Genomic DNA, 24,024 nt, shown 5'->3' on the forward strand with positions numbered 1-24,024 from the left:
CGGCGTACATCGTTTCGATGCCCACGAGGTCGATCGTTCTCGGTCGGTCCCGTGGGCGGCGAAACTCATTCGGCGGCTTCCCCCGCGCGGGTGCGACCACAGCGGTTGCCCCGCAGACCGAAAGAGAATCAATGCGTACGAGAATTGCTGTTTCGGCGGCGCTCGGGCTCGGACTGGTGTTCGGCGCCGGAGCTCCCGCCCTGTCGAGCAACCTGTCAGCGCCCGCCACGGCTTCGACCAAAGCCTCCGCCACGGCGTCGACCAACCTGAGCGCCGCGGTCACTCCCGGCCAGGAACTCGAACCCATCACCGACGGAAAGATCAGCAAGGGCGACACCGCCTACGTCGACGTCACCGTCGCCACGCTGTGGAAGGACCCGAAGTCCCCACGCACGGTCGACAAACCCGCCCTGGGCAAACCCGTCGACCTCGACAAGTGGAACAAGGACCTCGCCGGCACCGAGGTGCGACGCGGTCTCACCGGCAAAGCCGACACCCAGGCGACATACGGCTCCCAGGTCACGGTGCTCGAGACCAAGGGCGACTGGACGAAGGTCGCGGTCACCGACCAGTCCACGCCCAAGAACAAGAAGGGCTACCCCGGCTGGCTGCCGACGAAGCAGATCGTCGAGAACGACCGCTTCGGCAAGCTGAAGAAGGACCAGCCGCGCGCGGTCGTCAAGGCGAAGAAGACCGAACTCGAAGGCGTCGAGTTCACCAAGGACACCGGTGCCGACCCGAGCTTCAACGTCGAACTCCCGCTCATCGCCCAGGACGTCGAAGACGTCCGCGTCGCCCTGCCCGGCGGTGGAGCCGCGTGGATCGATGTCAAGGACGTCAACGTGTTCGACATCGGCGAGAAGCCCAAGAAGCCCAGCGGCGACGACCTCGTCAAGACCGCCAAGCAGTTCGACGGCCTCCGCTACCTGTGGGCAGGCGTCTCCGCCTACGGCTTCGACTGCTCGGGCTTCACCTACAGCATCTACCGCGCCCACGGCATCGACATCCCGCGCGACTCCGGCGACCAGGCGAAGGCAGGGAAGAAGGTGTCCTCGAAGAACCTCAAACCCGGCGACCTGCTCTTCTTCTCCACCAGCTCGGGCACCGTCCACCACGTCGGCATGTACATCGGCGGCGGCAAGATGATCCACTCACCCAACGCCTCGAAGACCGTCTACGTCGTCGACTGGAAGAAGTGGGACAAAGGCAACGAGTTCTCCGGAGCCCGCCGCATCCTCTGACGCTTCACGCTCCACGTGAGAAGCCGGCCGCAGTCGACTGCGGCCGGCTTGGTCATGTTGACGAGGAGAAGATGGTGACCGCCGAGGTGGGGGAAAGTGCGATGACCACCCCGGTCAGTGCGGTGGGCAGGTGCGGCACCCCGCCCCGGTCAGTGCCGTGAGGTCTGACGCGCCTTGAGATAGATCGCCCGCGCGAGGTCATCACGGCGCTCGATGAGCAGCCGTTTGAGCGCCGCCGGAGCATCCGGGTGCTCCTCGAGCCACGCATCGGTCCGCTCGACGACGCCCTCCTCGTCCATCGACCATTTGGGATAGAGCCCGAGCACCAGCCGCCTGGCGATCTCGATCGAATTGTCCGCCCAGAACCCGGCGAGACGCTCGAAGTACTCGTCGACGTACATCTCCGTGATCGGCAGCGCCGCGGGGGCGACGAATCCCGAGATGATCGCCGTGAGCACATCGTTGCTCAGCGCCCCCGGAACGACGACGGTCTCCCACGCGCGCATCTTGACGATCGGCAAGGGCAGCGCGGAATTCGCCGTTTCCGCCCGCAGTCGACCCGAGGAACTCTGATCGAGCTGCGTCTCGCGCGCGATGTCCGTCTGATCCGCCCACCCGAGGCACACGAGGGCCGTCATCGCATTCCACCGCAGCGCATGATCGTTGATCAGCCCACGGAACGGCAGCGAGGCCGCCGCATGCTCGGGCACGTCCGCACCGTCGTCATCGTCGACCTCGGGGCTCATGCTCTCGATCTCCTCGCCGATCGGCACCGCGAGCACCTGCGTCGCGAACGCCCGACCCATCGCGATCGACGGACTGTCATCGATGCACCGCGCGGTCCGCGAGGTCAGTGAAAGCACGAGATTGGCCAGATGCAGCTGCGCATCAGACCCCGACTTCGCCGTCGCCAGCGCATCGAGTGCGGCACCGAGCAGCCCTGAGATCGCCGTCTCGAAGTTCCGCTCCGCCACCCACTCATCGAGGCACAGCAGCGCCGTCTGGCTCAGACCCGCCATGATCCCGGCATGGCTCTCCTTGCCGAGACTGCGCGCATACGCCGTGAGATACCGCTGCACGGGCAGCAGCCCATCGCGCACAGCATTGTCGAGCGCCGACCACACGAGCGCCCGCGACAGCGGATCGGCGATCCGCGACACCGAGGTGATCGCCGTCTCCGTCGACGCCTCGTCCAGACGCACGCGCGCATAGTCGTGGTCGGCGAAGTTGAGCAGCGCGATCTCTCCGCGCGTGCGCCCGATGAGCTGCTCCACCTCGGCGGACTCCGTGGAGAAGTCGAACTTCACGCTGTCGATGGGGACGATGTCGCGCCCCGACCGGCCGAGCGTCGCGATCTCGAGCGTGTGCGGGCGCAGCAGGCGTGCCCCCACAGCGGAGTCCGACTGCGTGATCGTCGCCCCGGTGATGCTCGCCCGGGAATCGGCGCCCGCCGCGGTCGTTTCGGCATCCGTCGTCAGCGCCAACGACAGCTCCGAGACACCCGAGGTGCCCAGCCATGCGTCGGCCCAGCCGGCGATGTCACGGTCGGGAGCCACCTCGGCGAGGCAGTCGAGGAAGTCCGCGAGTTCAGTGTTGCCGTACGCGAACCGCTTGAAGTACAGCCGGGACCCGGCGAAGAACGCCTCCCGACCCACGAACGCGACGAGCTGCTTGAGCACGGAGGCACCCTTGGCGTACGTGATGCCGTCGAAGTTGAGCTTCGCCGCCTCGACATCGGGGATGTCGGCGACGATCGGATGCGTCGTCGGGTAGAGGTCCTGCATGTACGCCCACGCCTTGCGCCGCAGCGCGAACGTCACCCACCCGTCGGTGAACCGCGTCGCCTCGGCCAGCGCGAGCCCGCCCATGTAGTCGGCGAACGACTCCTTGAGCCACAGGTCGTCCCACCACTTCATCGTCACGAGGTCGCCGAACCACATGTGCGCCATCTCATGGAGGATGACATTGGCCCGCGACTCGTACATCGCATCGGTGACCTTGTCCCGGAAGATCAGGGAATCCGTGAACGTCACCAGCCCCGGATTCTCCATCGCGCCGAGGTTGTACTCCGGCACGAAGATCTGATCGTACTTGCCCCATGGGTAGGGGTAGTCGAACTCGGCGCTGAAGAAGTCCAGCCCCGCCTTCGTGATCCCGATGATGTCGGCTGCGTCGAGATGGTCGACGAGGCTCGCCCTCGTCCACACGCCGAGGTCGACGGTCTCTCCCGTGACCGGATCCGTCCACGTGTCCGTCGCCCCTTCGTAGGGTCCGGCCGTGATGCACGTGATGTAGCTCGACTGTTTGAGGGTCGGCGCGAAGTAATGGGTGACGGCATGGTCGGCGGTGTCCGGGCCGGCATCCGACCTGGCATCCGAACCGTCTGCGGGGCTCGCCTCGGCGTCGTCTGCCGCCGCAGAACCCACCGGCTCCCGGCTCGTCTCCGCCTGATTCGACAGGACCTGGAACGCTGCGGGAGCGGTGACGCTGAAGACGAACTTCGCCTTGAGATCGGGCTGATCGAAGTTCGCGAACACCCGCCTGGCATCCGTCGGCTCGAACTGCGAGTAGAGGTAGACCTTCCCATCGGCGGGATCGGTGAACCGGTGCAGACCCTCACCCGAGGTCGAATACCGCGGCCGCGCCTCGACCGTCAGCGAATTCTTGCCCTCACGGACAGGGAACGTGACCCGGGCACCGTCGAACACCTCGGCGGGGGAGAGCTCCTCACCGTTGATCTCCACGCGCGAGACCGAGTCGGCGATGATGTCGATGAAGGTGTCGGCTGCGGCACGAGCCTTGAACTCGACGACGGTGCGGGAGAGATAGGTGTCGGCATCCGATTCGGCATTGCTCACATCGAGTTCAACGGTGTAAGTCTTGACCTTGAGCAGATGCGAACGGCTCTGCGCTTCGTCTCGGGTCAGGTTCGTCGTCATTCTTCAGCCTCCTCGGCGCACAGACTTTAGCATGTCACAATTCCGGTAATCTGAGTACAACGAGGGCGAGAGGAGGCCGGGCCGGATGGCGAAGACCGAGGTCAGCGGGTTGATCAAGCGAGGGGTCAGCACCGTCGTCCACCGTCTCCGCTTGGGCGTCAAACGGGTCTGGGCGAACTCCGGACAGCTCATCCAGATCCCCATCGCCGCGACCGCCGCCTACGCCTTCTGCGTCTACATCCTCGGTCACCCGTACCCGTTCCTCGCCGCCGTCGCCGCGGCCGTCGGCATCGGCCCCGTCGCCGACCGTCGCCTCCGCCGCTCCCTCGAGATCGGCATCGGCGCGACCTTCGGGGTGCTCGTCGGCGAGTTCCTCGTCAACATCTACGGCAGCGGCATCTGGCAGCTCGCGGTCACCCTCATCATCGGCCTCGTCATCGGCACCGTGCTCAACTCCGGCGGCATCTTCATCACGCAGATCGCCGTCCAATCCGTCTACGTCGTCGTGGTCCCCGCCACCGCGACGACCCTGCCGTTCCCGCGCACCCTCGACGCCCTCGTCGGCTCGCTCTTCGCGATCGTCCTCGCCCTCATCATCCCCCGCGACGCCCGCAAGGTGCCGCGGGCGCTCGCCGCGAACCTCCTCGACGAGGTCAGCGCCGTGCTCACGATGATGTCGCGGGCCCTGCGCCGCGCCGACACCGAACTCGCGATGCGTGCGCTCACCCGGGCCCGCGAGACCCAGGACATCATCGACTCGTGGGGCTCCTCCCTGCAGGTGTCGAAGGAGGCCGCGAAGATCAATGCGCGCGGCCGCCGCCACGCCGCCGAGGTCACCCGGCTCTCCCGCGCCCACACCTACTCCGACCGGGCGATGCGCACGATCCGCGTCATCGCCCGCCGCGTCGTCGGCATCACCGAACTCGGCGTCGAGAAGCCGATCATCGCCGACTACGTCGAATCCCTGGCCGACGGGGCGAAGAAGCTCGAGATCGCGCTGCGTCGGGGCACCGACAGATCCCTCGCCGAGGTGGCCCTGTCCGATGCGGCCGGAAAGCTCGATCCGCGGGCGGAGAAGAGCTGGGACATCCACGACGAATCCCTCGTCCTCCTGCTGCGGCCCGTCGCCGCCGACCTCCTCCAGGCCGCCGGGCTGACGAACGCCGCCGCGCACGAGCGCCTGCCCTCACTGGCCGAGGACAACGCCGACGGTCCGCCGGTGGAGTAGGGGCTGTTGGGAAGCGGTCAGTAGCTTTCGACGACGAAGATCGTGTTGGTTCCCGATTCGAGTGCCGTGTACGTGTGCGGCTGATCCCCGGGGTACGTCAGGTAGTCGCCGGCGTGAAGTTCGTAGGTCTCACCGAGCACCTCGATCTGGACGGCACCGCGCCCGACGATGATGTGCTCGATCGTCCCCGCCGGATGCGGCCGGGAGATCCGCGGCTCACCGGGCTCCGCCTGGATGAGGTAGATGTCGCGCCGGGCGTTCGCCGGGGACGTCGAGAGCAGAGTGGCCACATAGTTCGACGCCGTCGACGCGAGGCTCGGCATGTCCTTGGTCCGCAGGAGAGCGACTTCATGCTGCGGCGGATCGAGCAGGCGTGACAGCGGGATGTCGAGGGCGGCGGCGAGAGCCCACATCGTCTCGAGGCTCGGATTGGCGGTGCCCGCCTCGAGCCCGGACATCGTCGACTTGCCGATGCCGGCCCGGCGGGCGACCTCGGAGAGGGTGAGGCCGGCGCGCTGTCGTTCACGTCTGACGGCCGCGGCCACCTGGGCCCGCGGGGTATGAGAGTCAGACGTGTCTGCGTCAGAGGTGTCTGCGTCAGGCGTGTCAGCGCTAGACGTTTCAGCACCATCGGGGGCGAGCTCGTTCAGATCGGAGCGAGAGGAGTCGTCCTTGTCGCTCCTCTTCTCAGCAGGTGATTCGTTCGCAGCGGCACTCATGGGCACCACTATATCCTGGTGTTCATCAGAGTGATTGACTGTTCGGGTTGACGAACGAAACAGCGAGTGTGCACTATGGTGAACATGAGTTCATCATTCCGCACGGTCGATCGGGTGCTGCCCGCCTCGACGTACCGCGCCGTCGTCATCATCACCGTGACGATCGTCGCCGTCGCGCTCTCGTACGGAGCGATCTCCGCGGTCTCGGGATTCGCGTGGTGGCAGACGCTCATGCTCGCGGCATTCGCACTCGGCGGCGCGGCCGAGTTCACCTTCGTCGGCGTCATCGCCGCGGGCGGGGCGCCGATCCTCGCGGTCCTCGCGGGACTGCTCGTCAACACCCGGAACTTCGCCTTCGGCATGGCGGTGGGTCCCTTCTTCCCGCAGGACTGGAAGGCGCTCATCGCAGCGCACTGGATCAACGACGAATCGACGGCCGTCGCCCGGACCGGTGAGAACGACCGCCAGCGCTGGCGTGCGTTCCTCCTCATGGGCGTCGCGATCGCCCTCATGTGGCCGGCGGGTGCCGTCGGCGGGCAGTGGCTCGGCAGCGTCATCGACGCCGACATGCTCGGGCTCGATGCGGCGTTCCCCATCATCCTCTTCTGCCTCATCCGCGGAGACCTCAAGAACCGTTCGACCCTGTGCCTCACCCTCGCAGGCATCCTCGTCGCCGTGGTGCTCACCCCGATCCTCCCGCTGGGCCTCGGCGCGGTGACCTCACTGTCGGTGTTCGTCTTCGTCGCCCTCGGCTGGCTCATCCGCCGGGTGGTGCGGCAGAGGAGAGGAGTGCGGCAGTGAACCCGACGACCTTCCTCATCGCGCTCGCCGCGCTGAGCATCGGCACGTACGTGATGCGCCTGGCCGGGGTCAAAGTCGGTGCGGCACTTGCGCTGCGGGGACGCCGGCGCGCCCTCGTCGGCGCGGACGGCCCGACCGCCGAGGCGATGGACGACCCGACCAGCCGTGCACTGGGCGACCCGACGGGCCGCGGCCTCGGCGATCCGACCCGCGGTGCGTCCGTCGCGAACGAGACGACCACCTCGGCGGGGGAGCCGCTAACACCGGGAGCGACGACCTCGACGGTTCCGACGGCTCCGACGGCTCCGACCACCTCGGCGAACGATGCCGACGAACCGACGTCGAGGGTCACGGCATGGATGGACAAGGCCACCGTCGTCCTCATCGGCGCGGTGTTCGCGACGACGGCGATCTTCGACGGCCAGGACATCGCCGATCCGGCCCGCCTCATCGGCGTCGGCGTCGGGGTGCTCGCAGCCGTCCTGCGCGTGCCCATTCTCGTCTGCGTCATCGTGGCGATGGCCGTGTGCGCGGGAATCCGCATGACCGGCATCCTGTGAGCTGGAGACACCGGGCAGCCTGCCGGCTGACGATGACCGGCTCCCTGTGAGTTGCCCAGATGCCGGTGTCAGGCCGGGTTGCTACCCTGGAGGGCATGGAACTCATCGCGGGCTTTCAGCGCATGATCTTTCTCGCCCTCACCGTTGCGGCATTCGGCGTCCAGCTCTGGGCGTTCGTCGATTCCCTGCGCTACAAGGACGACAACTACCGCGCCGTGGACAAGCAGAGCAAGAAGTTCTGGGTCATCATCCTCGCCGTCGGCCTCGCGCTCGCGCTCATCGCGCTGCCGCCGCTGGGCATGAGCATGATCTTCCTCAACCTCCTCGCGCTCGTCGCCGCCATCGTCTACCTCACCGACGTCCGCCCGAAGATCAAGGCCATCGATCCCAGGAACCGGAACCGCTGACCGGCGCATGAGCGAGGATTCCAACCTCCCCGGTCCGGACACCGGGTACATCGCCACGTTCGGATCGGGCGAACCGCACACCCTCTTCAGCCACGGATTCGCGGGCGCCATCCGTGACACCCGCCCGTTCGGCACCGGCATCACCGGAACCAAGCACTTCCTCCACCTCTACGGCCACGGCGGCCGGCCCTCCCCGGGCCCCGGCTGGGACTACGCCCTCATCGCCGAGGCGCTCGCCGAGGCCCTGACCGCCACCTCGGCGACGCAGGCGCTCGGCGTCTCGATGTCCGCCGGCGGACTGCTCCGCCTCCTCAGCGATGGTCATCCCGTGACCCGGAACCTCGAGAAGGTCGCCCTCGTCCTCCCTGCGTCCTTCATCGGCTTCCCCGCCGAGATTGTCCGCTCCCACACCGCCTACCTCGAGTCCCTGCGCGGCCTCGTCGCCGCCGGTGACGTTGACCGGATCACCGACCTCATGCTCTCCCGCGAACCCACCGAGGTCGCCGAACTCCTCCCGGCCCGCGCCTGGACCAGGACGAAGGCCGAGAACCTCGTGCACACGGACATGTCCGACGGGCTCGGGCTCGCCCTCGAGATCGCCGTCGACGGCAATCGCCTCAGCGACGAGAACCTCGGTGCTCAGAACCTCAGTGACCAGCACCTCGGCGGGGGAGTCGACGCCGCCCTCGAGCGGCTGCGCGCGTTCCCCGGCGAGGTCCTCGTCCTCACTCATGAGGACGATCCCGCCCATCCCGTCTTCATCGCCGAGGAGATCGCCGCCGCCGTCCCCGGCTCTCGCCTCGAGGTGCTTCCGGCCGGATCGATCCTGTGGCGCGGTCGCCATGAGGTCCGCCGGATCCTCGGCGAGTTCTTTGGCTAGACTGACTGGGTGCGCATCTCCGTCCTGTCCCTCCACACCTCGCCTGCGGCTCAGCCCGGGCAGGGTGACGCGGGTGGGATGAACGTCTACGTCGACCATACGGTCAGGGCCCTTGCCGCGGCCGGCCATGAGGTCGACGTCTTCACCGCCGATCCGAACGGCTTGGGCCTCGCCGAGGCGAACGGTCTCGCCGGCTCGAATGGCATGGTTCTCGCCGAGGCGACCGGCCGTTCCGGTGCTTCCGACCCTGCCGATGCTTCCGCCCAGAACACCTCTCCCGCGCAGAACACTTCTTCGAACGTTGGATCGAGCGTCACTCTCTCCGGACATCTCCGCCTCCACCACCTCGGCGTTACTGCCGAAAGCAAAGATGCCCTCGCCGGGCGGATCGACGAAATCGCTCGGCTGCTCGCGGCGCACCCGGCCTATGCCGACGCCGACCTCGTGTGGGCTCACTACTGGATCTCCGCCGAGGCAGCCCTGCGCACCGCGGAGCTTGCCGGCAACGAGACCACCGCCGGGAGGCGTCCGACGATCATCGCGAGCATGCACACGATCGGTGCGGTGAAGAACCGAGATTCGGAGACGGCGAACGAATCGCCGCGGCGGCTCGCCGCCGAAGAGCACATCGCCGACCGGGTCGACCTCCTCGTTGCGAACACCCCGGCCGAGCGCCGCGACCTCATCGGAGAACTCGGCGCTGATCCCGGGTCCGTCATCGTCGCCCGGCCCGGCGTCGACCACGCTCTCTTCTCGCCGGGTTCCCGCGATGCGGCCCGCGCTGAACTCGGTATCGCCGCTGATGAGAAGCTCGTCCTCTATGTCGGGCGGATGCAGTTCATCAAAGGCACCGACATCGTCGTCGACGCCCTCGCATTCCTGCACGAGAACAATCCGGAGCTTGCGCAGCGAACTCGCGGCATCCTCCTCGGGGCCGCCTCCGGCTGGGTCGACCCGTCCGCGCAGTCTCTCGAATCGGGCACAGCCGACTTCCACACCACGCTGTCGGCGGCCATCGCCGCCGAACCGAACGTCGAGGTCAGGCCCCCGGTGCCGGCCGCCGACCTCGTCACGTACTACCGTGCCGCCGATGTCCTCCTCGTGCCCTCCCGCAGCGAATCCTTCGGTCTCGTCGCCGGCGAAGCGGCCGCTTCCGGACTGCCCTCGATCGCCGCGGCCGTCGGCGGACTGCCCGAGATCGTCGACCACGGATATTCGGGTCTGCTCATCGCCGACCACAACCCGCGGCACTGGGCACTCACGCTCGAACGCCTCCTCGGCGATGCCGAGCTTCGTTCGGAGCTCGCCGATCACGCCGTCGCCCGCTCGCAGCGATTCGACTGGGATCGGACGGTGACCGCCGTCCTCGACTCCGTCGCCAGCCTCGGGGCGCGCAGCACTGCGGCGCGCGATCTTGCGGCACCCGGACTCTGCGGAGGACGACGCTGATGAGCTCGGCGATCATCGACGGCATCACCGAGTGGGCGCGTGCCAACGGCGTCGAGGTCGACAGCCTCGACGGCACCTCGATCGCCGTCGTGCTGCCGGGGGAGCGGAAGCTCAAGACGACCGTGTCGATCGTCGTCTCGGCTCGCAGCGCCGAACTCTCCGCCTTCGTCATCCGCCATCCCGACGAGAACGCGGCCGCGTTCAACGCGTGGCTGCTGCGGAAGAACATGAAACTCGGGGCGAGTGCGTTCGGCATCGACCACCTCGGCGACGTCTACCTCAGGGCCACCGTGCCGACCGAGCATCTGCTGGAGGATCTCGACGGCCTCCTCGGCGAGATGCTCACGGTCGCCGACGAATCCTTCAACGAACTCCTTCTCATCGGGTTCCTCACGGGGATGAAGAAGGAATGGGCGTGGCGGGTCAGCCGTGGGGAATCGACGCGGAACCTCGCCGCGTTCGAGCACGTCCTCAGCGGTCCTGACAACGAATTCATCGGTACGATCGGCCCCGAACGCCCCGAGACAGACGACCCGGAAGGGCGGCAGGGATGATCAAGCGCGTCGATCTGAGCAAGCCGGGCAACGTCGAGGAGTACATCGCGGGCTTCGATTCGCCCGAGCAGCAGGACTTCCTCAGGCGGCTGCGGGACCTCAGCCGGGCGAACGCGCCGACCGCCGGTGAAGGTCTCAAATGGGGCAACCCCGCGTACTTCCTCGACTCGATCCTCTTCGCCTTCGCGGGTTACCAGCGGCACGCGAATTTCGTCTTCACCCCGAGCACGAAGGAGGCGTTCGCCGATCGTCTCACGGACTTCGACACCGGCAAGGGCTCGATCAAGCTGCCCTACGGCAGGGAGATCCCCGAGGACCTGCTCGCCGAGATGATCGCCTACCGGATCCGCGAGTTCGAGGTCGACGGTGTCAAGTGGATGTGACGGTCTCCGGGGTGTGACGGTCAAGCGGGGTGACCGACGGTCACGCAGGGATGACCGCCACGCCGAGCGGCCACGAGCCTGCCCTCAGGCTTGCCGCTCACACCGAGGCGTTCGTGCGGGACTGGTCGGTCGCCTCGGCGGGAGGCTTGCCGTAGGGCAGGCGCGCGAAGATCGAGGCGAGCACGGCGCCGGAGACGTTGTGCCACACGCTGAAGACCGCACCGGGCAACGCCGCCAGAGGCGAGAAGTACGTCGTCGCCAGCGTCGAGGCGAGACCCGAGTTCTGCAGGCCCACCTCGAACGCGAGAGCCCGACGGGTCGGGGTGTCGAGGCGGCAGGCAGCGGCCACACCGTAACCGACGCCGAGCCCGAGGAGGTTGTGCGTGATGACGGCGAGCAGGACGAGGATGCCGGCCGTGGCGATCGACCCTGCCGAACCGGCGACGACGATCGCGACGATGTAGGCAATCGCGAGCGAGGCCAGCCACGGCAGCGCAGGAGCGATCCGGTCGACGAACTTCGAGGCGACGAGGCGGACGAGGACGCCGACGATGACCGGCACGAGCACCGTCTGGCAGATCGAGACGAACATCGACCAGAACGGCACGTCCATGTACGACCCGGCCAGCCACAGTGTGAGCAGGGGAGTGAGCACGGGAGCGCAGAGGGTCGACAGCGTCGTGATCGACACCGACAGAGCCACATCGCCCTTCGCCAGATACGTGACGACGTTCGACGCCGTCCCACCCGGGGCACAGCCGACGAGGATGACGCCGACGGCGATCTCGGCGGGCAGGTTATAGACGGTGACGACGAGGAGGCCGAGCAGCGGCATCGCGACGAACTGTGTGACGACACCGAGGACGGCGATCCACGGCCGCTTCGCGATCCGTGCGAAGTCCGGCAGTGTGAGCGTGAGCCCCATGAAGAACATCACCACGCCGAGGCTCCACGTGATCGTCGGTGCCAGCGGCGTGAACGTGTCCGGGGAGAGGAAGCCGGCGACCCCGGCGAGGACGACGAGGACGGGCAGGGCCGTGACCGCGATGATCGAACTCCGGTCGGCGGTCGACTTCTCGGTCGATGAGGTGCCGGTGGCTGAGTCAGGGCCGGCTGCTGAGCCGCGGTCGGAGCGCGGCGCGGAGGGCTGAGGCGAATCGGACATAGACGCAGACTACCCCCGCCGTTCCGCCATGCAAGACAGAGTTCCGCATGGTGGGCCACTGGATGCGTGCCGGTCCCGCGTGGGGCCCGCGAGCCGAACCCAGGCGTCCGCCTGCGGACCGCACCCCCGCCCCGGGCTCGCGGTTCGAACCCTGCGCCCGCGGTTCGAACCCCAGCCCGAGCCCGCGAGGACTCGTGCGAAGATAGGTGCCATGACGCATAACCTCATCCTGCTGCGCCACGGCGAGAGCGAATGGAATCAGAAGAACCTGTTCACCGGCTGGGTCGATGTCACGCTGACAGACAAGGGCCGGGCCGAGGGCAAGCGCGCGGGCGAGCTGCTGCGCGAAGCCGACCTCATCCCCGACGTCGTCCACACCTCCCGACTCAAGCGCGCGATCCTCACCGCGAACCTCGCGCTCGAAGCCGCCGACCTCTCGTGGCTCGACACCCACCGCAGCTGGCGTCTCAACGAACGCCACTACGGTGCTCTCCAGGGCAAGGACAAGAAGGAGATCCGCGAGGAGTTCGGCGAAGAGCAGTTCATGACCTGGCGTCGGTCGTTCGACACCCCGCCGCCGGCGCTCTCCGACGCCTCCGAGTTCTCGCAGGCCCATGACCCCCGGTACGCCAACCTCGGCGACTCCGTGCCGCGCACCGAGTGCCTCGCCGACGTCATCGACCGCCTCCTGCCGTACTGGTACGACGTCCTCGTCCCCGAACTCGCCGACGGCCGCACGGTCCTCGTCGTCGCCCACGGCAACTCGCTGCGGGCACTCGTCAAGCACCTCGACGGGATCTCCGACGCCGATATCACGGGACTGAACATCCCCACCGGCATCCCGCTCCACTACGAGCTCACCGAGGACTTCACCCCAGTCACCCCCGGCGGCACGTACCTCGACCCCGAGGCCGCCCAGGAGGCCATCGGCAAGGTCGCCAACCAGGGGCGCTGAGCTCCCTCAGCCGGCGCTGACCTCGAACTCCCCGGCGATCGCCTGCATCTCCTTCCGGAGCACGGCGATCGCCGGGGAGTTCGTCATCGACCGCCGCCACACGACGTGGATCGACCGCGCGATCGACGGGTCGTCGAGCGGCACGGCTGTGACGTCGGCAGGCAGGTGCGGACGCCCGAGCCGGGGCACGAGCGCGAGCGCACCCACCGACCGGCTGAACTCGACCTGCGTGTCGTACTCGACCGCCCAGTACTCGACGCGCGGCTCCGAGGCGAGATCCTCGAACAGGGCGACGAGCCAGCGATGGCACACCGCGCCCCGTGGGGCGGAGACGAAGACCTCGCCGACGAGATCGGAGCGCGTCACCTCGGCGCGATCGGCCAGGTGATGGTCCCGGTGCATGACGATGTCGGCCCGGTCGACGGCGATGACCTCCGAGGTCAGCGTCGAGGGCAGACGGAGGACCGAGCTGTTCCAGTCGAAGATGAGGGCCGCGTCGATCCGGCCGGCCGAGACCATCTCGACGAGTTCGTCAGGATCCGACTCGACGTTCGTCACCGTGAGCTCGGGTGCCGCGGCACGCAGCCGGGGCAGGGCCGGGACGAGGAGCCCGCGGATGCCGGTGGAGAACCCGCCGACGGTGATGCGCCCGCGCGGATCGCCCGAGCGCGCCCTGGCCTCGGACTCGATGCCCTCGAGGTCGTGGAGGATCTGCGCCCCGCGGCTGCTGAGCTCACGCCCCATCGGGGTGAGCGAGATGCCGCGGCCGGTGCGCTCGGTGACCGGGGCGCCGAGGTAGCGCGAGAGCTTCTGCAGCTGATGGCTCACCGCGGCAGGGGTGTACCCGAGCGAGTCGGCGGTGGCCGTGACGGAGCCGAGCGCGTCGAGGGCGACGAGGGTGCGCAGGGCGACGATGTCGATCATCAAATTACTGTAACGAGTCCGGATAAGAACTTTCAATGGAAATTTGATCTGCGGCCTGGAATCCTGAAGTCATGCGTCCCGTCCATCAGCTGCTCGCCCTCCTCGTCGTCGTCCTCTGGGGCGTCAACTTCCTCTTCATCGACTTCGGACTCCGCGACTGGCCGCCGCTGCTCCTCGTCGCGGCGCGGTTCACCTTCGTCGTCATCCCGGCGATCCTCTTCGTCAAGTACCCGCGCGGCAGATTCGGACGCATCCTCCTCATCGGCGTCTTCATGTCCGCCGGTCAGTTCAGCCTCCTCTACACCTCGCTCTTCCTCGGCATGCCCGTGGGCCTGTCCTCGATCGTCCTCCAGATCCAGGCCGTCTTCACCGTCGTCGTCGCCGCCCTCGCCCTGCGCGAAGTCCCGAGCCGCCGTCAGATCCTCGGCGTGCTCATCGGCCTGTCGGGACTCGCCGTCATCGCGCTCAGCCTCGAGGCCTCGACGCCGGTCGTCGCGTTCGTCGTCTGCCTCGCCGCGGCCCTGTCCTGGGGCATCGGCAACGTCATTGCCCGCGGCGTGGGCCCCAGCGTCAACGGACTGCAGATGACGGTGTGGTCGGGCCTCGTCGTTCCCCTGCCGATGTTCGGCCTCTCCCTGCTCATCGACGGCCCCGCCGAGGTGGTCCAGGCGCTCACGCATCCCACCTGGAACGTCGTCGCGTCGGTCGTCTACACCGCAGGCGTCGCCTCGCTCATCGGCTACGTCATCTGGAATTCGCTGCTCGCGCGCTTCCCCGCCTCACAGGTCGCGCCCTTCACGCTCCTCGTCCCGCCCGTCGGCGTGGGAGCCTCATGGCTCGTCCTCGGTGATCGGCCGACGACCCCCGAGCTCATCGGCGGCGCCCTCCTCATCCTCGGCGTGGCCGTGACGACGGGGGTGTTCACGACCCTTCTGCGCGGTCTTCGCCGAGGTGGGCGACGGCGTCATCGCACGGTCGTCGAGTGCGATGAGCCCGCGCCCGCACCCGTCGGGGCGGCCGGCGTCAGGGAAGGGTGACGAGCAGGCAGCGCGTCCCGACCCCGGAGACGACGATCGCCGAGGTGGATCATCCACCTCGGCGATCTGCGCGCTCTTCCGGACCTCAGCCCGAGTCGACCGCACCCGGGACCTCAGCCCGCAGGCGCGCTCACTTGCGGGACAGGTAGGGCTCCCAATTGCCGGTGAGGAGGTACTCGACCTTCTGCGACACGGACACGGCGTGGTCGCCGAAGCGCTCGTAGTAGCGCGAGAGCAGCGTGACGTCGGCGATGTGGCGCGGGGCGAGTGCCTCGGCGGGGGCGTCGGCGAGCTTCGCGAACACGGAGAGGTGGAGTTCGTCGAGCTCCTCGTCGATCGCGTTGATCGTCGGGACGACGGACAGTCCCGGGTTGTTCAGGAGGTTCTCGGTCGCTTCGGCGATCTTCTCCGCCGAGTCGCCCATCCGCAGGAACGTCGAGGAGAAGTGCTCGGGGATCGCGGATTCGGGGTAGCGGATGCGCACCTGCTGGGCGATGTGGCGGGCGAGGTCGCCCATGCGCTCGAGCGAGGCGCTCATCCGCAGGGCGCCGATGACGGCGCGCAGGTCGGCGGCGACGGGGGCCTGCAGGGCGAGGATCTCCGCGGCCTGCTGGTCGAGCGTGTGCTGCATGGCGTCGATGTTCGCATCGGCCTCGATGACGCGTTCGGCCAGATCGAGGTCGTTGTTCTGCAGGGCCTGGTTGGCCAGGCGGATGGAGTCGAGGACCTTGGTGGACATGTCGACCAGCTGCGTGGCCAGTTCGTCGAGCTCGTTCCTGAAGACTTCGCGCATTGAGTGTGTTTCCTTAATCTCGTGCGAGGTGAGAGTGCATGGCGCACTGCGTGGCGATCGGCCGTGCCTGCCGGTCTTTGCGGACGCGGCGGCTGCCCCGGGTTCGGGCAGGCACACTGACCTCAGCTTTCCACCGCCGCGTGAACGACACTTGTCGGTTCGGTGAATTCCTCGCCAAAACGCCTGCGGACGGGTGAATCCGGTGCGACCGGCATGCAGACTGCGCCTAAGCTTGGTCACGTGGATCTCTTGATTGTAGCGGTCCTGACCGGCATCGTCGGCCTGGGACTCGGCATAGCGGGCATACTCGCGTTCCGTTTCAGCGAACGCTCCCGCGATGCTGCCGACCTGCATTCCGAGGACGATCTGCCCGAGGGCATCGCCGAGGTGCTCGCCGTCCTTCCCTCCGCGGCCATCGTCCTCGATGCCGGTGACGACGTCGTCAAGGCCTCCCCGGCCGCCTACACCTTCGGTCTCGTGCGCGGCCATTCGCTGTCCTCGGCGGAGATGCTCGCGGTCGTCGAACGGGTGCGCGCCCGCGGGCTCATCGAGGAGATCGACCTCGAGCAGAAGCGCGAAGCCTCCGAATCCGTGCTCCGCTACCTCCACGCCCGCGTCGCCCCGCTGGGCACCGCGTTCATCCTCGTCCTCTGCGACGACCAGACCGAGTCCAAGCGCGTCGACGCTGTCCGCCGGGACTTCGTCGCCAACGTCTCGCACGAGCTCAAGACTCCCATCGGGGCGATGGCCCTCCTCGCCGAGGCGGTCACCGACTTCTCCGACGATCCACAGGCCGTCGAACGCTTCGGCGGTCGCATGCAGCGGGAGTCGAAGCGCCTGACCCAGCTCGTCCAGGAGATCATCGACCTCTCCCGGGTCCAGGACCATGCCGCCCCGTCGGCGACCGAGAAGATCTCCGCCGCCGAGGTGGTCGAGGACGCCGCCGACCGCGCCCACACCCGGGCCGAGGCGAAGCGGATCCACATCGAGATCGCCCCGCCCTCGTCCCTGCTCGTCGAAGGCAACTACGAACTGCTCGTCAATGCGGTGCGCAACCTCATCGACAACGCCATCAACTACTCTCCCGACGGCACCCGTGTGGGCGTCGGCGTCGAACTCGTCGACGAACGCGTGGAGATCTCGGTGACCGACCAGGGCATCGGCCTCTCCCGGCAGGACACGGAGAGGGTGTTCGAGCGCTTCTACCGTGTCGACCCGGCCCGGTCGCGGATCACCGGCGGGACGGGTCTGGGACTGAGCATCGTCAAGCACATCGTCGCCACCCACGGCGGTGAGGTGCGGGTGTGGAGTCAGCTCGGGAAGGGCTCGACGTTCACGATCGTCCTTCCCCTGGCCGGCACGGAGACCCTCGCCGAGGCGACATCCTCGGCGCCTGCCGGGGTCCTCCTCGAGCACTCGGCGCAGCTCGGTCAGGAGGACGAGGAGCCCACGGACGGCGACGCTGTGGCCGAGAACGCAGCCGCCGAGAACGCAGCCGCTCCGGAGGAGAGGGTCGACGGGGACCCGGCGGCCGCCTCGGCGAATGACAATGCCGGAGGCCCGGAGGAGAATGGGACTGCCCAGGTTTTGCCCACTGGAAGCGAACAAAGGAAGCTCACGACGTGACTCGAATTCTGCTTGTTGAGGACGAGGATTCGTTCTCGGATCCGCTGTCGTACCTGCTCGGCAAGGAGGGGTACGAGGTGACTGTGGCCGACGACGGACTCAAGGCGCTTGCGGAGTTCGATCGCAACGGCGCGGACCTGGTGCTCCTCGACCTCATGCTGCCGGGGGCCTCGGGCACCGAGGTGTGCCGGGAGCTGCGCGCGAAGTCGAACGTGCCGATCATCATGCTCACGGCCAAGGACTCGGAGATCGACAAGGTCGTGGGGCTCGAACTCGGTGCCGACGACTACGTGACGAAGCCGTACTCCTCGCGTGAGCTGCTCGCCCGTGTGCGGGCGGTGCTGCGCCGCAACGTCGAGGCCGAGAGCTACGACGAGTCGATCCTCGAGGCCGGCGGGGTCCGCATCGACGTCGAACGCCACGTCGTCTCCGTCCGCGGTGAGGAACTGTCGATGCCGCTCAAGGAGTTCGAACTCCTCGAGATCCTCGTGCGCAATTCGGGACGCGTGATGACCCGCGGTCAGCTCATCGACCGGATCTGGGGCGAGGACTACGTGGGGGACACGAAGACCCTCGACGTCCACGTCAAGCGCCTGCGTGCGAAGGTCGAGCAGAACCCCTCGGAGCCGCAGCTGCTCACCACGGTCCGCGGACTCGGCTACAAGTTCGAGGCCTGAGCGTTACGCCGTACTTCTGAGCGTTACGCCGTACGGCGGGCGCCGGTCGTCCGACAGGGAGCCTCCCGCGACCTGCGCGTGAGCCGGAGACGACGAAGGAGCCGCTCGATGTGAGCGGCTCCTTCGTCGTCTGCGACTTCGGGTCGGGCGGCCTCAGCCCTCGGCGGCGGTGGTCGCCGATTCGGTGCTCGTCGAGCCCTCGGCAGGCGAGGTTTCCTCACCGGTAGAGCCGGTGGCATCCTCGGTGGGCACAGCCGACGGCGACTCGGTCGGGACGTACTCCTCGTAGTAGGGGAGTGAGTCGGAGAGGACCTGGGCCTGGATCGTCTTCTCCTGGCCGCCGGTGGAGACGGTGATGTCGATGAGGTCGCCGGGCTTCGCGTCGATGCTGTCGAGGACGATCGGATCGGTCGTCGACGACGCGGGGCTCTGCGGGTCCTGGACGAAGGTCTTGCCGGCTGCGACCGACTCGGTGAAGCTCTCACCGGAGACGTCGAGGGAGACGCTCGCCGAGGAGTCGCCCTTGTTGATGAGCGTGAAGAACAGCTGGGCCGGGCCCGTGCCGCTCTCGTCCATGATGAGCATGAGACCGCGCACCTCGACGTCGCCGACCGTTCCCCACGCACCGTCGCCGCCGTTGTACTGGTAGTCAGCGGTCTGCTGAGGCGACAGCAGGCTGGCGCATCCGCTGACGGGGATGACGAGCGCGAGTGCGGCAACTGCGAGAGCTGCGCGGGTGTGCCGTTTCATTGTGCTCCTTGAAGTGGCAGTACAAGATCAGTCTGTATACTACCCGGTTTTTGACCTTCTGTAGAACCGGATGTGGGAAGTCTGAGAGCTCGAAGCCCGGGTCTGGGAGTGTGGGCAAAAAGGCCGAGCCTAGCACGGGGAATCGGCTACCTGGGCGATTTCTGTGGCGCGCCTCATGGTAAACTGGGATTCCGCGAAAGGGGTTTGAAGAGAATATGAGTTTCCAGGTCGGCGACACTGTTGTCTATCCACATCACGGTGCAGCGACAATCCAAGAAATCAGGCAACGAACCATCAAGGGTGAGGAGAAACTGTATCTCAAGCTCCAGGTCGCGCACGGCGATCTCGTGATCGAGGTCCCCGCTGAGAACTGCGATCTCGTGGGTGTCCGCGACGTCGTCGGCGAAGAGGGAGTCGAGAAGGTCTTCAACGTCCTTCGCGCGGAATTCGTCGAAGAGCCCACCAACTGGTCCCGCCGCTACAAGGCGAACCTCGAGAAGCTCCAGTCCGGTGATGTCATCAAGGTCGCCGAGGTCGTCCGTGACCTCTGGCGCCGTGAGCAGGATCGCGGACTGTCGACCGGTGAGAAGCGCATGCTCTCGAAGGCCCGCCAGATCCTCGTCTCGGAGCTCGCACTCGCTGAGAAGAAAGAGGAGTCCGAAGCCGAAGCTCTCCTCGACGAAGTGCTCGCGTCCTGAGCACCTGCGTCATCGTCCCGGCCGCAGGGTCGGGAACGCGCTTGGGTCATCCCGAGCCGAAGGCTTTCGTCTCCGTGGACGGGCGCACGCTGCTCGCCCACAGTCTTGAGGCCATCATCTCCTCGGGAGTCGCCACCACCATCGTGGTCGCGGCTCCCGAGGAGTTTCTGCTTCTCGCCCGTGCCGAGATCGCCGAGGTGGTGCGGCGGCTGTCGGCGCCCGGTGCCGGCATCGCCCAGTCGGTGGCCGGTGCTGCCCGCGATCCGTCTTCGACCGACGTCGAGATCATCGCGGTGGTCGGCGGTGCCGATCGCGTCGCGTCCGTCGACGCCGGACTCGCGGCGGCCGGGGAGCATGACATCGTCCTCGTCCACGACGCCGCCCGGGCGCTCACTCCGCCTGCGGTGTTCGAGCGCGTCGTCGCGGCGGTGTCCTCCGGCGCCGAGGCGGTCGTGCCCGTCCTGCCCATGATCGACACCGTCCGCCGGGCTCAGACGGTGAGGTCGGCGGACGTCAGCGCACAGGGAGAAACCGGCGGCAGCCTCGGCGATGGAGCCGGCGGCGACCACGGCCTCGGCCCTGACCACGAGATTCTGCGCGGCGACCTCGACCGGGCGAGCCTGCGACGGGTTCAGACTCCGCAGGGGTTCACCTCGGCGATCCTCCGCCGGGCCCACGAGGCATACCGCGACGAGGTCCGCACCCAGGGTGCGGAAGCCCGGGAGGCGACGGATGATGCGGGGCTCGTCGAGCGCCTCGGCGTCGATGTCGTCGCCGTCGACGGTGATGAGGAAGCGCTGAAGATCACCTACCCGCTCGACCTCGTCCTTGCCGAGCACATCGCCCGGGAACGCAGCCGCACGCAGTCGTAGTGACGCGCCCCTCCTGACACTTCGGGCTGGGTGACAAACCCACGCCGAGTGCCGCCGCACCCCAGCCGACACTGGCCCCTGCGCGACGGGCACTACTCTGGAAGCAGACGACTGCATGTGGAGGTGTGAGGCGATGACCATTCCGCGGACGGGGATCGGTGTCGATGTCCATGCGTTCTCGGCCGAACCGGGGCGCGAGCTCTGGGTGGCGGGGCTGCTGTGGCCCGACGAGCAGGGTCTCGAGGGGCATTCGGACTCCGATGTGGCGGCGCATGCGTGCTGCGATGCGCTGTTCTCGGCGGCCGGGATCGGTGACCTCGGCGCGCATTTCGGTGTCGACCGGCCCGAGTTCGCCGGAGCGTCCGGGGTGAGTCTCCTCGCCGAGGCTGCCCGCCTCGTCCGTGAAGCCGGGTTCGCGATCGGGAATGTCTCCGTTCAGGTCATCGGGAATCGGCCGAAGATCGGCAAGCGGCGTGACGAGGCACAGGAGGCGCTGTCGGCGGCGATCGGTGCCGAGGTGTCGGTGTCGGGGACGACGACCGATGGGCTCGGTCTCACCGGCCGCGGCGACGGTGTCGCGGCGATCGCGAATGCCCTGGTGTACCGGCCATGAGAGTCCTCTTCCAAGGGGCGGGGGCGATCGGCATCGCCGGTGTCGCGCTCTTCGGGGGTCGGCACGAGGCGGTGGTGGTGTCGAGGTCGCGTCGGAATGGTCCCTCAGCGGCGTTTCCGCAACGGGTCAGTGTGCTCGAATCTCCGCTGTTCGGGGGCGCGGAGGAGACGCATGGCTCGACAGCCGCTGCGGCAAGACGGGTGACGGTCACCGACTGGCCGGGGATCGAAGCGGCCGGCGGATTCCGGTTGCGTCCTGATAGCGCATCCGACGATGCCAACGGCGGCGCGCACGATACGAGCGATTCGGCGATCGGTCGAGGAGTGACGATCGCGCAGGCCAGACGGTCCGCGCAGCGCGGTACCCGCCGGAGCGCGCGAGATCGTCGAGTGCAGGACTCCTGGGATCTCGTCGTCCTCACGACGCGGCCGGGCGACCTCGATGAGGACGTGGCCGCGGCGATCAGGGCGGTCGCGCCGAGGTGGGTGGCGATCACGAGTCAGGTCGACGGTGACCTCGTCGTGGCGCGGTCGCAGTTCCCCGGCGCCGAGGTGGTCATCCTCGGTCCGGCGTTCCTCTCCGAACGAGTCGACGCGTCGCCGGCTACGCCGGCTGGGCGTGAGGTGCGGTATTGGTCTCCGTTCGGTGCGCCGGCGTTCCTCGTGGCCGGACCGAAGCATGCGGTGCGGAGGCTCTCACACGAGCTCAGGTCGCTCGTGCTGTCCGTGCCTATGGAAGCGTTGTTGGTCCCGCCGGCGGTGTTCATGCCCTTCGTCGCCGAGCTCAGCGTGCGCGCCGGCGATTGGGAGGCGCTGCTCGACCATCTGGATCTGCCGAGTGCAGCTGCCGCCGAGGCGGTCGAAGCCGCGGCCGGTATTCGTGTGCCGATCGTGCCGCAGGCTGCTCGTGCGGTGCTCGAGGCGATCGAGCGGATCTCGCCGATCTCTCTCCCCGGATACGCGGGTCGACATTTCGCCCGGCACGAGGGTCAGACCCTCGACATGCTCGACAGCTGGATCGCGCAAGCACGGGACCACGCGGCGTTGAGTGACCTCGCGGCGGACATGCGACAGAGCATCGACCGTCGCTGACGGATTTTCGGAAGTCGGTGATGCTCCGTTCGCCGGGTCATCCCCGCGGGCGCGGGGAGCACCTCATGACGGCGTTTAGCTCGATGCCCCTGTCCGGATCATCCCCGCGGGCGCGGGGAGCACAGGATCAGCGAGAGGGTCTGCGCCATCGTGGTCGGATCATCCCCGCGGGTGCGGGGAGCACCGCACCCGGGACTCAGCGGTGTCGTAGCGTTTGGGATCATCCCCGCGGGCGCGGGGAAAACCTGTGGCTCAATCTCATTTCTGCGGCTCTGTGCGGATCATCCCCGCGGTCGCGGGGAGCACGAGCCGCTCGCAACGAAAGTCGGCCCCGGAGTCGGATCATCCCCGCGGGCGCGGGGAGCACGCCGACGCCTACGGCCTCCGCCGGGTCGATGCCGGATCATCCCCGCGGGCGCGGGGAGCACTGGATCGCACTACGCTCGGAGCCATTGGCGTGGGGATCATCCCCGCGGGCGCGGGGAGCACGTCGCTTCCCAGTCCGAGGCGGGTGTTGATCTGCGGATCATCCCCGCGGGCGCGGGTAATATGGACTCCTCGTCGACATAACCCGCGTCATGAAGGGATCATCCCCGCTGGCGCGGGGAGCACGCCGGCTACCGTGCCTATGTCGCCGGACGCCCCGGATCATCCCCGCGGGCGCGGGGAGCACCCGCTCCCCTACGCGGGAGCCTGCTGGGGCTGGGGATCATCCCCGCGGGCGCGAGGAGCACCGAGTGCACGGCCTTGCGTTCTGCGAGCCATGCGGATCATCCCCTCGGGCGCGGGGAGCACCTGATCACGATGGAACGCATCCTCCACCACCCCGGATCATCCCCGCGGGCGCGGGGAGCACGTGTTGTTCGCCGAGGTCACCATCGCCTTGATGGGATCATCCTCGCGGGCGCGGGGAGCACCTAATCCGACCTCCGCACCGACCTCCGCCGCGGGGATCATCCCCGCGGGCGCGGGGAGCACGGGCGATACTACAATGACGCGACCCGTGACGAAGGATCATCCCCGCGGGCGCGGGGAGCACCCACAAGTTCTCCACGCGGGGGTAGTCACCGGAGGATCATCCCCGCGGGCGCGGGGAGCACTAGCTCAGCGTCTCGTCTGCGATTCTGTCGATGGGATCATCCCCGCGGGCGCGGGGAGCACCTGCCGTTGCCAGCTCTTGGCGTACACGTCGGGGGATCATCCCCGCGGGCGCGGGGAGCACCTGGGTCAGAAGTCCGGCACCCCGTACAAGTACGGATCATCCCCGCGGGCGCGGGGAGCACGAGGAAGGCTCCTACCTCGACGACACGATCGACGGATCATCCCCGCGGGCGCGGGGAGCACTGAGTTTGAGATTTGACATGAGTACAGGTTTCCGGATCATCCCCGCGTGCGCGAGGAGCACCCTCGCAGGATGACTGGATCGGCCTGTGCGGCGGGATCATCCCCGCGTGCGCGGGGAGCACGCGTGCCCTGAGCCTGTCGTCCCATGTCCGCAGGGATCATCCCCGCGTGCGCGGGGAGCACATGACCCCCGGTGCGTTCAGCGGTGGGGACGAGGGATCATCCCCGCGTGCGCGGTGGGCTGTGTCAAGTTTCGTAGACGATCTCTTTGTGGATCAGGCGGCGATCGCGGCCTGAAGGGTGTAGTCGGCGCGCGCT

General features: G+C 67.9%; 23 protein-coding genes. 17 read left to right on the forward strand and 6 right to left on the reverse strand.

Annotation, left to right across the window (positions count from 1 at the left end):
• Positions 1–131: 131 nt before the first annotated feature.
• The gene (locus AAHA49_RS14450; protein ID WP_259801316.1) at positions 132–1,241 is read left to right on the forward strand and encodes a C40 family peptidase; all 1,110 of its coding nucleotides are present in this window, start codon (positions 132–134) and stop codon (positions 1,239–1,241) included.
• A gap of 149 nt (positions 1,242–1,390) precedes the next feature.
• Here AAHA49_RS14450 and pepN read toward each other — a convergent pair whose 3' ends face one another.
• Positions 1,391–4,180, reverse strand: a complete 2,790-nt coding sequence (gene pepN / locus AAHA49_RS14455; protein WP_259801314.1) for an aminopeptidase N — start codon at positions 4,178–4,180, stop codon at positions 1,391–1,393.
• An 85-nt stretch (positions 4,181–4,265) separates the two neighbouring features.
• Between pepN and AAHA49_RS14460 the strand changes: the two genes are divergently transcribed.
• Positions 4,266–5,408 (forward strand): FUSC family protein, encoded by a 1,143-nt coding sequence (locus AAHA49_RS14460; RefSeq protein ID WP_339392333.1) that lies wholly within the window; start codon positions 4,266–4,268, stop codon positions 5,406–5,408.
• 17 nt (positions 5,409–5,425) lie between these two features.
• Here the strand turns inward: AAHA49_RS14460 and AAHA49_RS14465 are convergent, their stop codons facing one another.
• The gene (locus AAHA49_RS14465; protein WP_342038773.1) at positions 5,426–5,953 is read right to left on the reverse strand and encodes a helix-turn-helix domain-containing protein; all 528 of its coding nucleotides are present in this window, start codon (positions 5,951–5,953) and stop codon (positions 5,426–5,428) included.
• A 258-nt stretch (positions 5,954–6,211) separates the two neighbouring features.
• Here AAHA49_RS14465 and AAHA49_RS14470 point away from each other — a divergent pair, with 258 nt between their 5' ends.
• The 7 genes from AAHA49_RS14470 to AAHA49_RS14500 all read left to right on the forward strand — a co-directional run bounded on the left by AAHA49_RS14470 (position 6,212) and on the right by AAHA49_RS14500 (position 11,161).
• The gene (locus AAHA49_RS14470) at positions 6,212–6,928 is read left to right on the forward strand and encodes an AzlC family ABC transporter permease (protein WP_342038774.1); all 717 of its coding nucleotides are present in this window, start codon (positions 6,212–6,214) and stop codon (positions 6,926–6,928) included.
• Positions 6,925–7,488, forward strand: coding sequence for an AzlD domain-containing protein (locus AAHA49_RS14475; RefSeq protein WP_342038775.1), 564 nt, complete (start codon positions 6,925–6,927; stop codon positions 7,486–7,488). Before AAHA49_RS14470 ends, AAHA49_RS14475 begins: the two co-directional genes overlap by 4 nt.
• Positions 7,489–7,583: 95 nt before the next feature.
• The gene (locus tag AAHA49_RS14480; protein WP_339392329.1) at positions 7,584–7,895 is read left to right on the forward strand and encodes a DUF2516 family protein; all 312 of its coding nucleotides are present in this window, start codon (positions 7,584–7,586) and stop codon (positions 7,893–7,895) included.
• Between the two features lie 7 nt (positions 7,896–7,902).
• Positions 7,903–8,775: an alpha/beta fold hydrolase gene (locus AAHA49_RS14485; RefSeq protein ID WP_342038776.1), complete on the forward strand. Its 873-nt coding sequence runs from the start codon at positions 7,903–7,905 to the stop codon at positions 8,773–8,775.
• A 9-nt stretch (positions 8,776–8,784) separates the two neighbouring features.
• Positions 8,785–10,224 carry a glycosyltransferase gene (locus AAHA49_RS14490; RefSeq protein ID WP_342038777.1) on the forward strand — a complete coding sequence of 480 codons (1,440 nt, stop codon included), beginning with the start codon at positions 8,785–8,787 and terminating at the stop codon, positions 10,222–10,224.
• On the forward strand, positions 10,224–10,778 hold the full coding sequence (locus AAHA49_RS14495; protein ID WP_342038778.1) for a YbjN domain-containing protein: 555 nt from the start codon (positions 10,224–10,226) through the stop codon (positions 10,776–10,778). Before AAHA49_RS14490 ends, AAHA49_RS14495 begins: the two co-directional genes overlap by 1 nt.
• Positions 10,775–11,161 carry an iron chaperone gene (locus AAHA49_RS14500; protein ID WP_342038779.1) on the forward strand — a complete coding sequence of 129 codons (387 nt, stop codon included), beginning with the start codon at positions 10,775–10,777 and terminating at the stop codon, positions 11,159–11,161. The genes AAHA49_RS14495 and AAHA49_RS14500 overlap by 4 nt, the downstream gene beginning before the upstream one ends.
• A gap of 97 nt (positions 11,162–11,258) precedes the next feature.
• Here the strand turns inward: AAHA49_RS14500 and AAHA49_RS14505 are convergent, their stop codons facing one another.
• A complete protein-coding gene (locus AAHA49_RS14505) occupies positions 11,259–12,326 on the reverse strand; it encodes a bile acid:sodium symporter family protein (RefSeq protein WP_342038780.1) in 1,068 nt (355 codons plus the stop codon).
• A 211-nt stretch (positions 12,327–12,537) separates the two neighbouring features.
• Between AAHA49_RS14505 and AAHA49_RS14510 the strand changes: the two genes are divergently transcribed.
• Positions 12,538–13,281 (forward strand): phosphoglyceromutase, encoded by a 744-nt coding sequence (locus AAHA49_RS14510; protein ID WP_342038781.1) that lies wholly within the window; start codon positions 12,538–12,540, stop codon positions 13,279–13,281.
• A gap of 6 nt (positions 13,282–13,287) precedes the next feature.
• Here the strand turns inward: AAHA49_RS14510 and AAHA49_RS14515 are convergent, their stop codons facing one another.
• Positions 13,288–14,205, reverse strand: coding sequence for a LysR family transcriptional regulator (locus AAHA49_RS14515; RefSeq protein WP_342038782.1), 918 nt, complete (start codon positions 14,203–14,205; stop codon positions 13,288–13,290).
• A gap of 71 nt (positions 14,206–14,276) precedes the next feature.
• Here AAHA49_RS14515 and AAHA49_RS14520 point away from each other — a divergent pair, with 71 nt between their 5' ends.
• Positions 14,277–15,242 (forward strand): EamA family transporter, encoded by a 966-nt coding sequence (locus tag AAHA49_RS14520; RefSeq protein WP_342038783.1) that lies wholly within the window; start codon positions 14,277–14,279, stop codon positions 15,240–15,242.
• A gap of 130 nt (positions 15,243–15,372) precedes the next feature.
• Here AAHA49_RS14520 and phoU read toward each other — a convergent pair whose 3' ends face one another.
• Entirely contained in the window at positions 15,373–16,035 is a 663-nt protein-coding gene (phoU, locus tag AAHA49_RS14525) for a phosphate signaling complex protein PhoU (protein WP_339392319.1), read from the reverse strand.
• A gap of 240 nt (positions 16,036–16,275) precedes the next feature.
• Between phoU and AAHA49_RS14530 the strand changes: the two genes are divergently transcribed.
• The gene (locus AAHA49_RS14530; protein WP_342038784.1) at positions 16,276–17,661 is read left to right on the forward strand and encodes a sensor histidine kinase; all 1,386 of its coding nucleotides are present in this window, start codon (positions 16,276–16,278) and stop codon (positions 17,659–17,661) included.
• Positions 17,658–18,338, forward strand: a complete 681-nt coding sequence (locus tag AAHA49_RS14535; protein WP_339392317.1) for a response regulator — start codon at positions 17,658–17,660, stop codon at positions 18,336–18,338. The genes AAHA49_RS14530 and AAHA49_RS14535 overlap by 4 nt, the downstream gene beginning before the upstream one ends.
• Before the next feature lie 153 nt (positions 18,339–18,491).
• On the opposite strand, the gene AAHA49_RS14540 is transcribed toward AAHA49_RS14535, so the two are convergent.
• Positions 18,492–19,088, reverse strand: a complete 597-nt coding sequence (locus AAHA49_RS14540) for a hypothetical protein (RefSeq protein WP_342038785.1) — start codon at positions 19,086–19,088, stop codon at positions 18,492–18,494.
• 215 nt (positions 19,089–19,303) lie between these two features.
• Here AAHA49_RS14540 and AAHA49_RS14545 point away from each other — a divergent pair, with 215 nt between their 5' ends.
• From AAHA49_RS14545 to AAHA49_RS14560, 4 genes are all read left to right on the forward strand, one after another.
• Positions 19,304–19,786: a CarD family transcriptional regulator gene (locus tag AAHA49_RS14545; RefSeq protein WP_137825680.1), complete on the forward strand. Its 483-nt coding sequence runs from the start codon at positions 19,304–19,306 to the stop codon at positions 19,784–19,786.
• Between the two features lie 11 nt (positions 19,787–19,797).
• Positions 19,798–20,658, forward strand: coding sequence for an IspD/TarI family cytidylyltransferase (locus AAHA49_RS14550; RefSeq protein ID WP_342038788.1), 861 nt, complete (start codon positions 19,798–19,800; stop codon positions 20,656–20,658).
• Positions 20,659–20,791: 133 nt separating this feature from the next.
• Positions 20,792–21,271 carry a 2-C-methyl-D-erythritol 2,4-cyclodiphosphate synthase gene (ispF, locus tag AAHA49_RS14555; RefSeq protein ID WP_342038786.1) on the forward strand — a complete coding sequence of 160 codons (480 nt, stop codon included), beginning with the start codon at positions 20,792–20,794 and terminating at the stop codon, positions 21,269–21,271.
• Positions 21,272–21,471: 200 nt separating this feature from the next.
• Positions 21,472–22,362, forward strand: coding sequence for a hypothetical protein (locus AAHA49_RS14560; RefSeq protein ID WP_342038787.1), 891 nt, complete (start codon positions 21,472–21,474; stop codon positions 22,360–22,362).
• Positions 22,363–24,024: the final 1,662 nt, after the last annotated feature.

Source organism: Brevibacterium ammoniilyticum (assembly GCF_038429965.1).
Lineage (GTDB): Bacteria > Actinomycetota > Actinomycetes > Actinomycetales > Brevibacteriaceae > Brevibacterium > Brevibacterium ammoniilyticum.

Coding starts and splice junctions, on each gene's coding strand:
- AAHA49_RS14450 (WP_259801316.1), top strand. CDS start 132: ATGCGTACGAGAATTGCTGTTTCGGCGGCGCTCGGGCTCGGACTGGTG.
- pepN (WP_259801314.1), bottom strand. CDS start 4,180: ATGACGACGAACCTGACCCGAGACGAAGCGCAGAGCCGTTCGCATCTG.
- AAHA49_RS14460 (WP_339392333.1), top strand. CDS start 4,266: ATGGCGAAGACCGAGGTCAGCGGGTTGATCAAGCGAGGGGTCAGCACC.
- AAHA49_RS14470 (WP_342038774.1), top strand. CDS start 6,212: ATGAGTTCATCATTCCGCACGGTCGATCGGGTGCTGCCCGCCTCGACG.
- AAHA49_RS14480 (WP_339392329.1), top strand. CDS start 7,584: ATGGAACTCATCGCGGGCTTTCAGCGCATGATCTTTCTCGCCCTCACC.
- AAHA49_RS14485 (WP_342038776.1), top strand. CDS start 7,903: ATGAGCGAGGATTCCAACCTCCCCGGTCCGGACACCGGGTACATCGCC.
- AAHA49_RS14495 (WP_342038778.1), top strand. CDS start 10,224: ATGAGCTCGGCGATCATCGACGGCATCACCGAGTGGGCGCGTGCCAAC.
- AAHA49_RS14500 (WP_342038779.1), top strand. CDS start 10,775: ATGATCAAGCGCGTCGATCTGAGCAAGCCGGGCAACGTCGAGGAGTAC.
- AAHA49_RS14505 (WP_342038780.1), bottom strand. CDS start 12,326: ATGTCCGATTCGCCTCAGCCCTCCGCGCCGCGCTCCGACCGCGGCTCA.
- AAHA49_RS14510 (WP_342038781.1), top strand. CDS start 12,538: ATGACGCATAACCTCATCCTGCTGCGCCACGGCGAGAGCGAATGGAAT.
- AAHA49_RS14515 (WP_342038782.1), bottom strand. CDS start 14,205: ATGATCGACATCGTCGCCCTGCGCACCCTCGTCGCCCTCGACGCGCTC.
- AAHA49_RS14520 (WP_342038783.1), top strand. CDS start 14,277: ATGCGTCCCGTCCATCAGCTGCTCGCCCTCCTCGTCGTCGTCCTCTGG.
- phoU (WP_339392319.1), bottom strand. CDS start 16,035: ATGCGCGAAGTCTTCAGGAACGAGCTCGACGAACTGGCCACGCAGCTG.
- AAHA49_RS14540 (WP_342038785.1), bottom strand. CDS start 19,088: ATGAAACGGCACACCCGCGCAGCTCTCGCAGTTGCCGCACTCGCGCTC.
- AAHA49_RS14545 (WP_137825680.1), top strand. CDS start 19,304: ATGAGTTTCCAGGTCGGCGACACTGTTGTCTATCCACATCACGGTGCA.
- ispF (WP_342038786.1), top strand. CDS start 20,792: ATGACCATTCCGCGGACGGGGATCGGTGTCGATGTCCATGCGTTCTCG.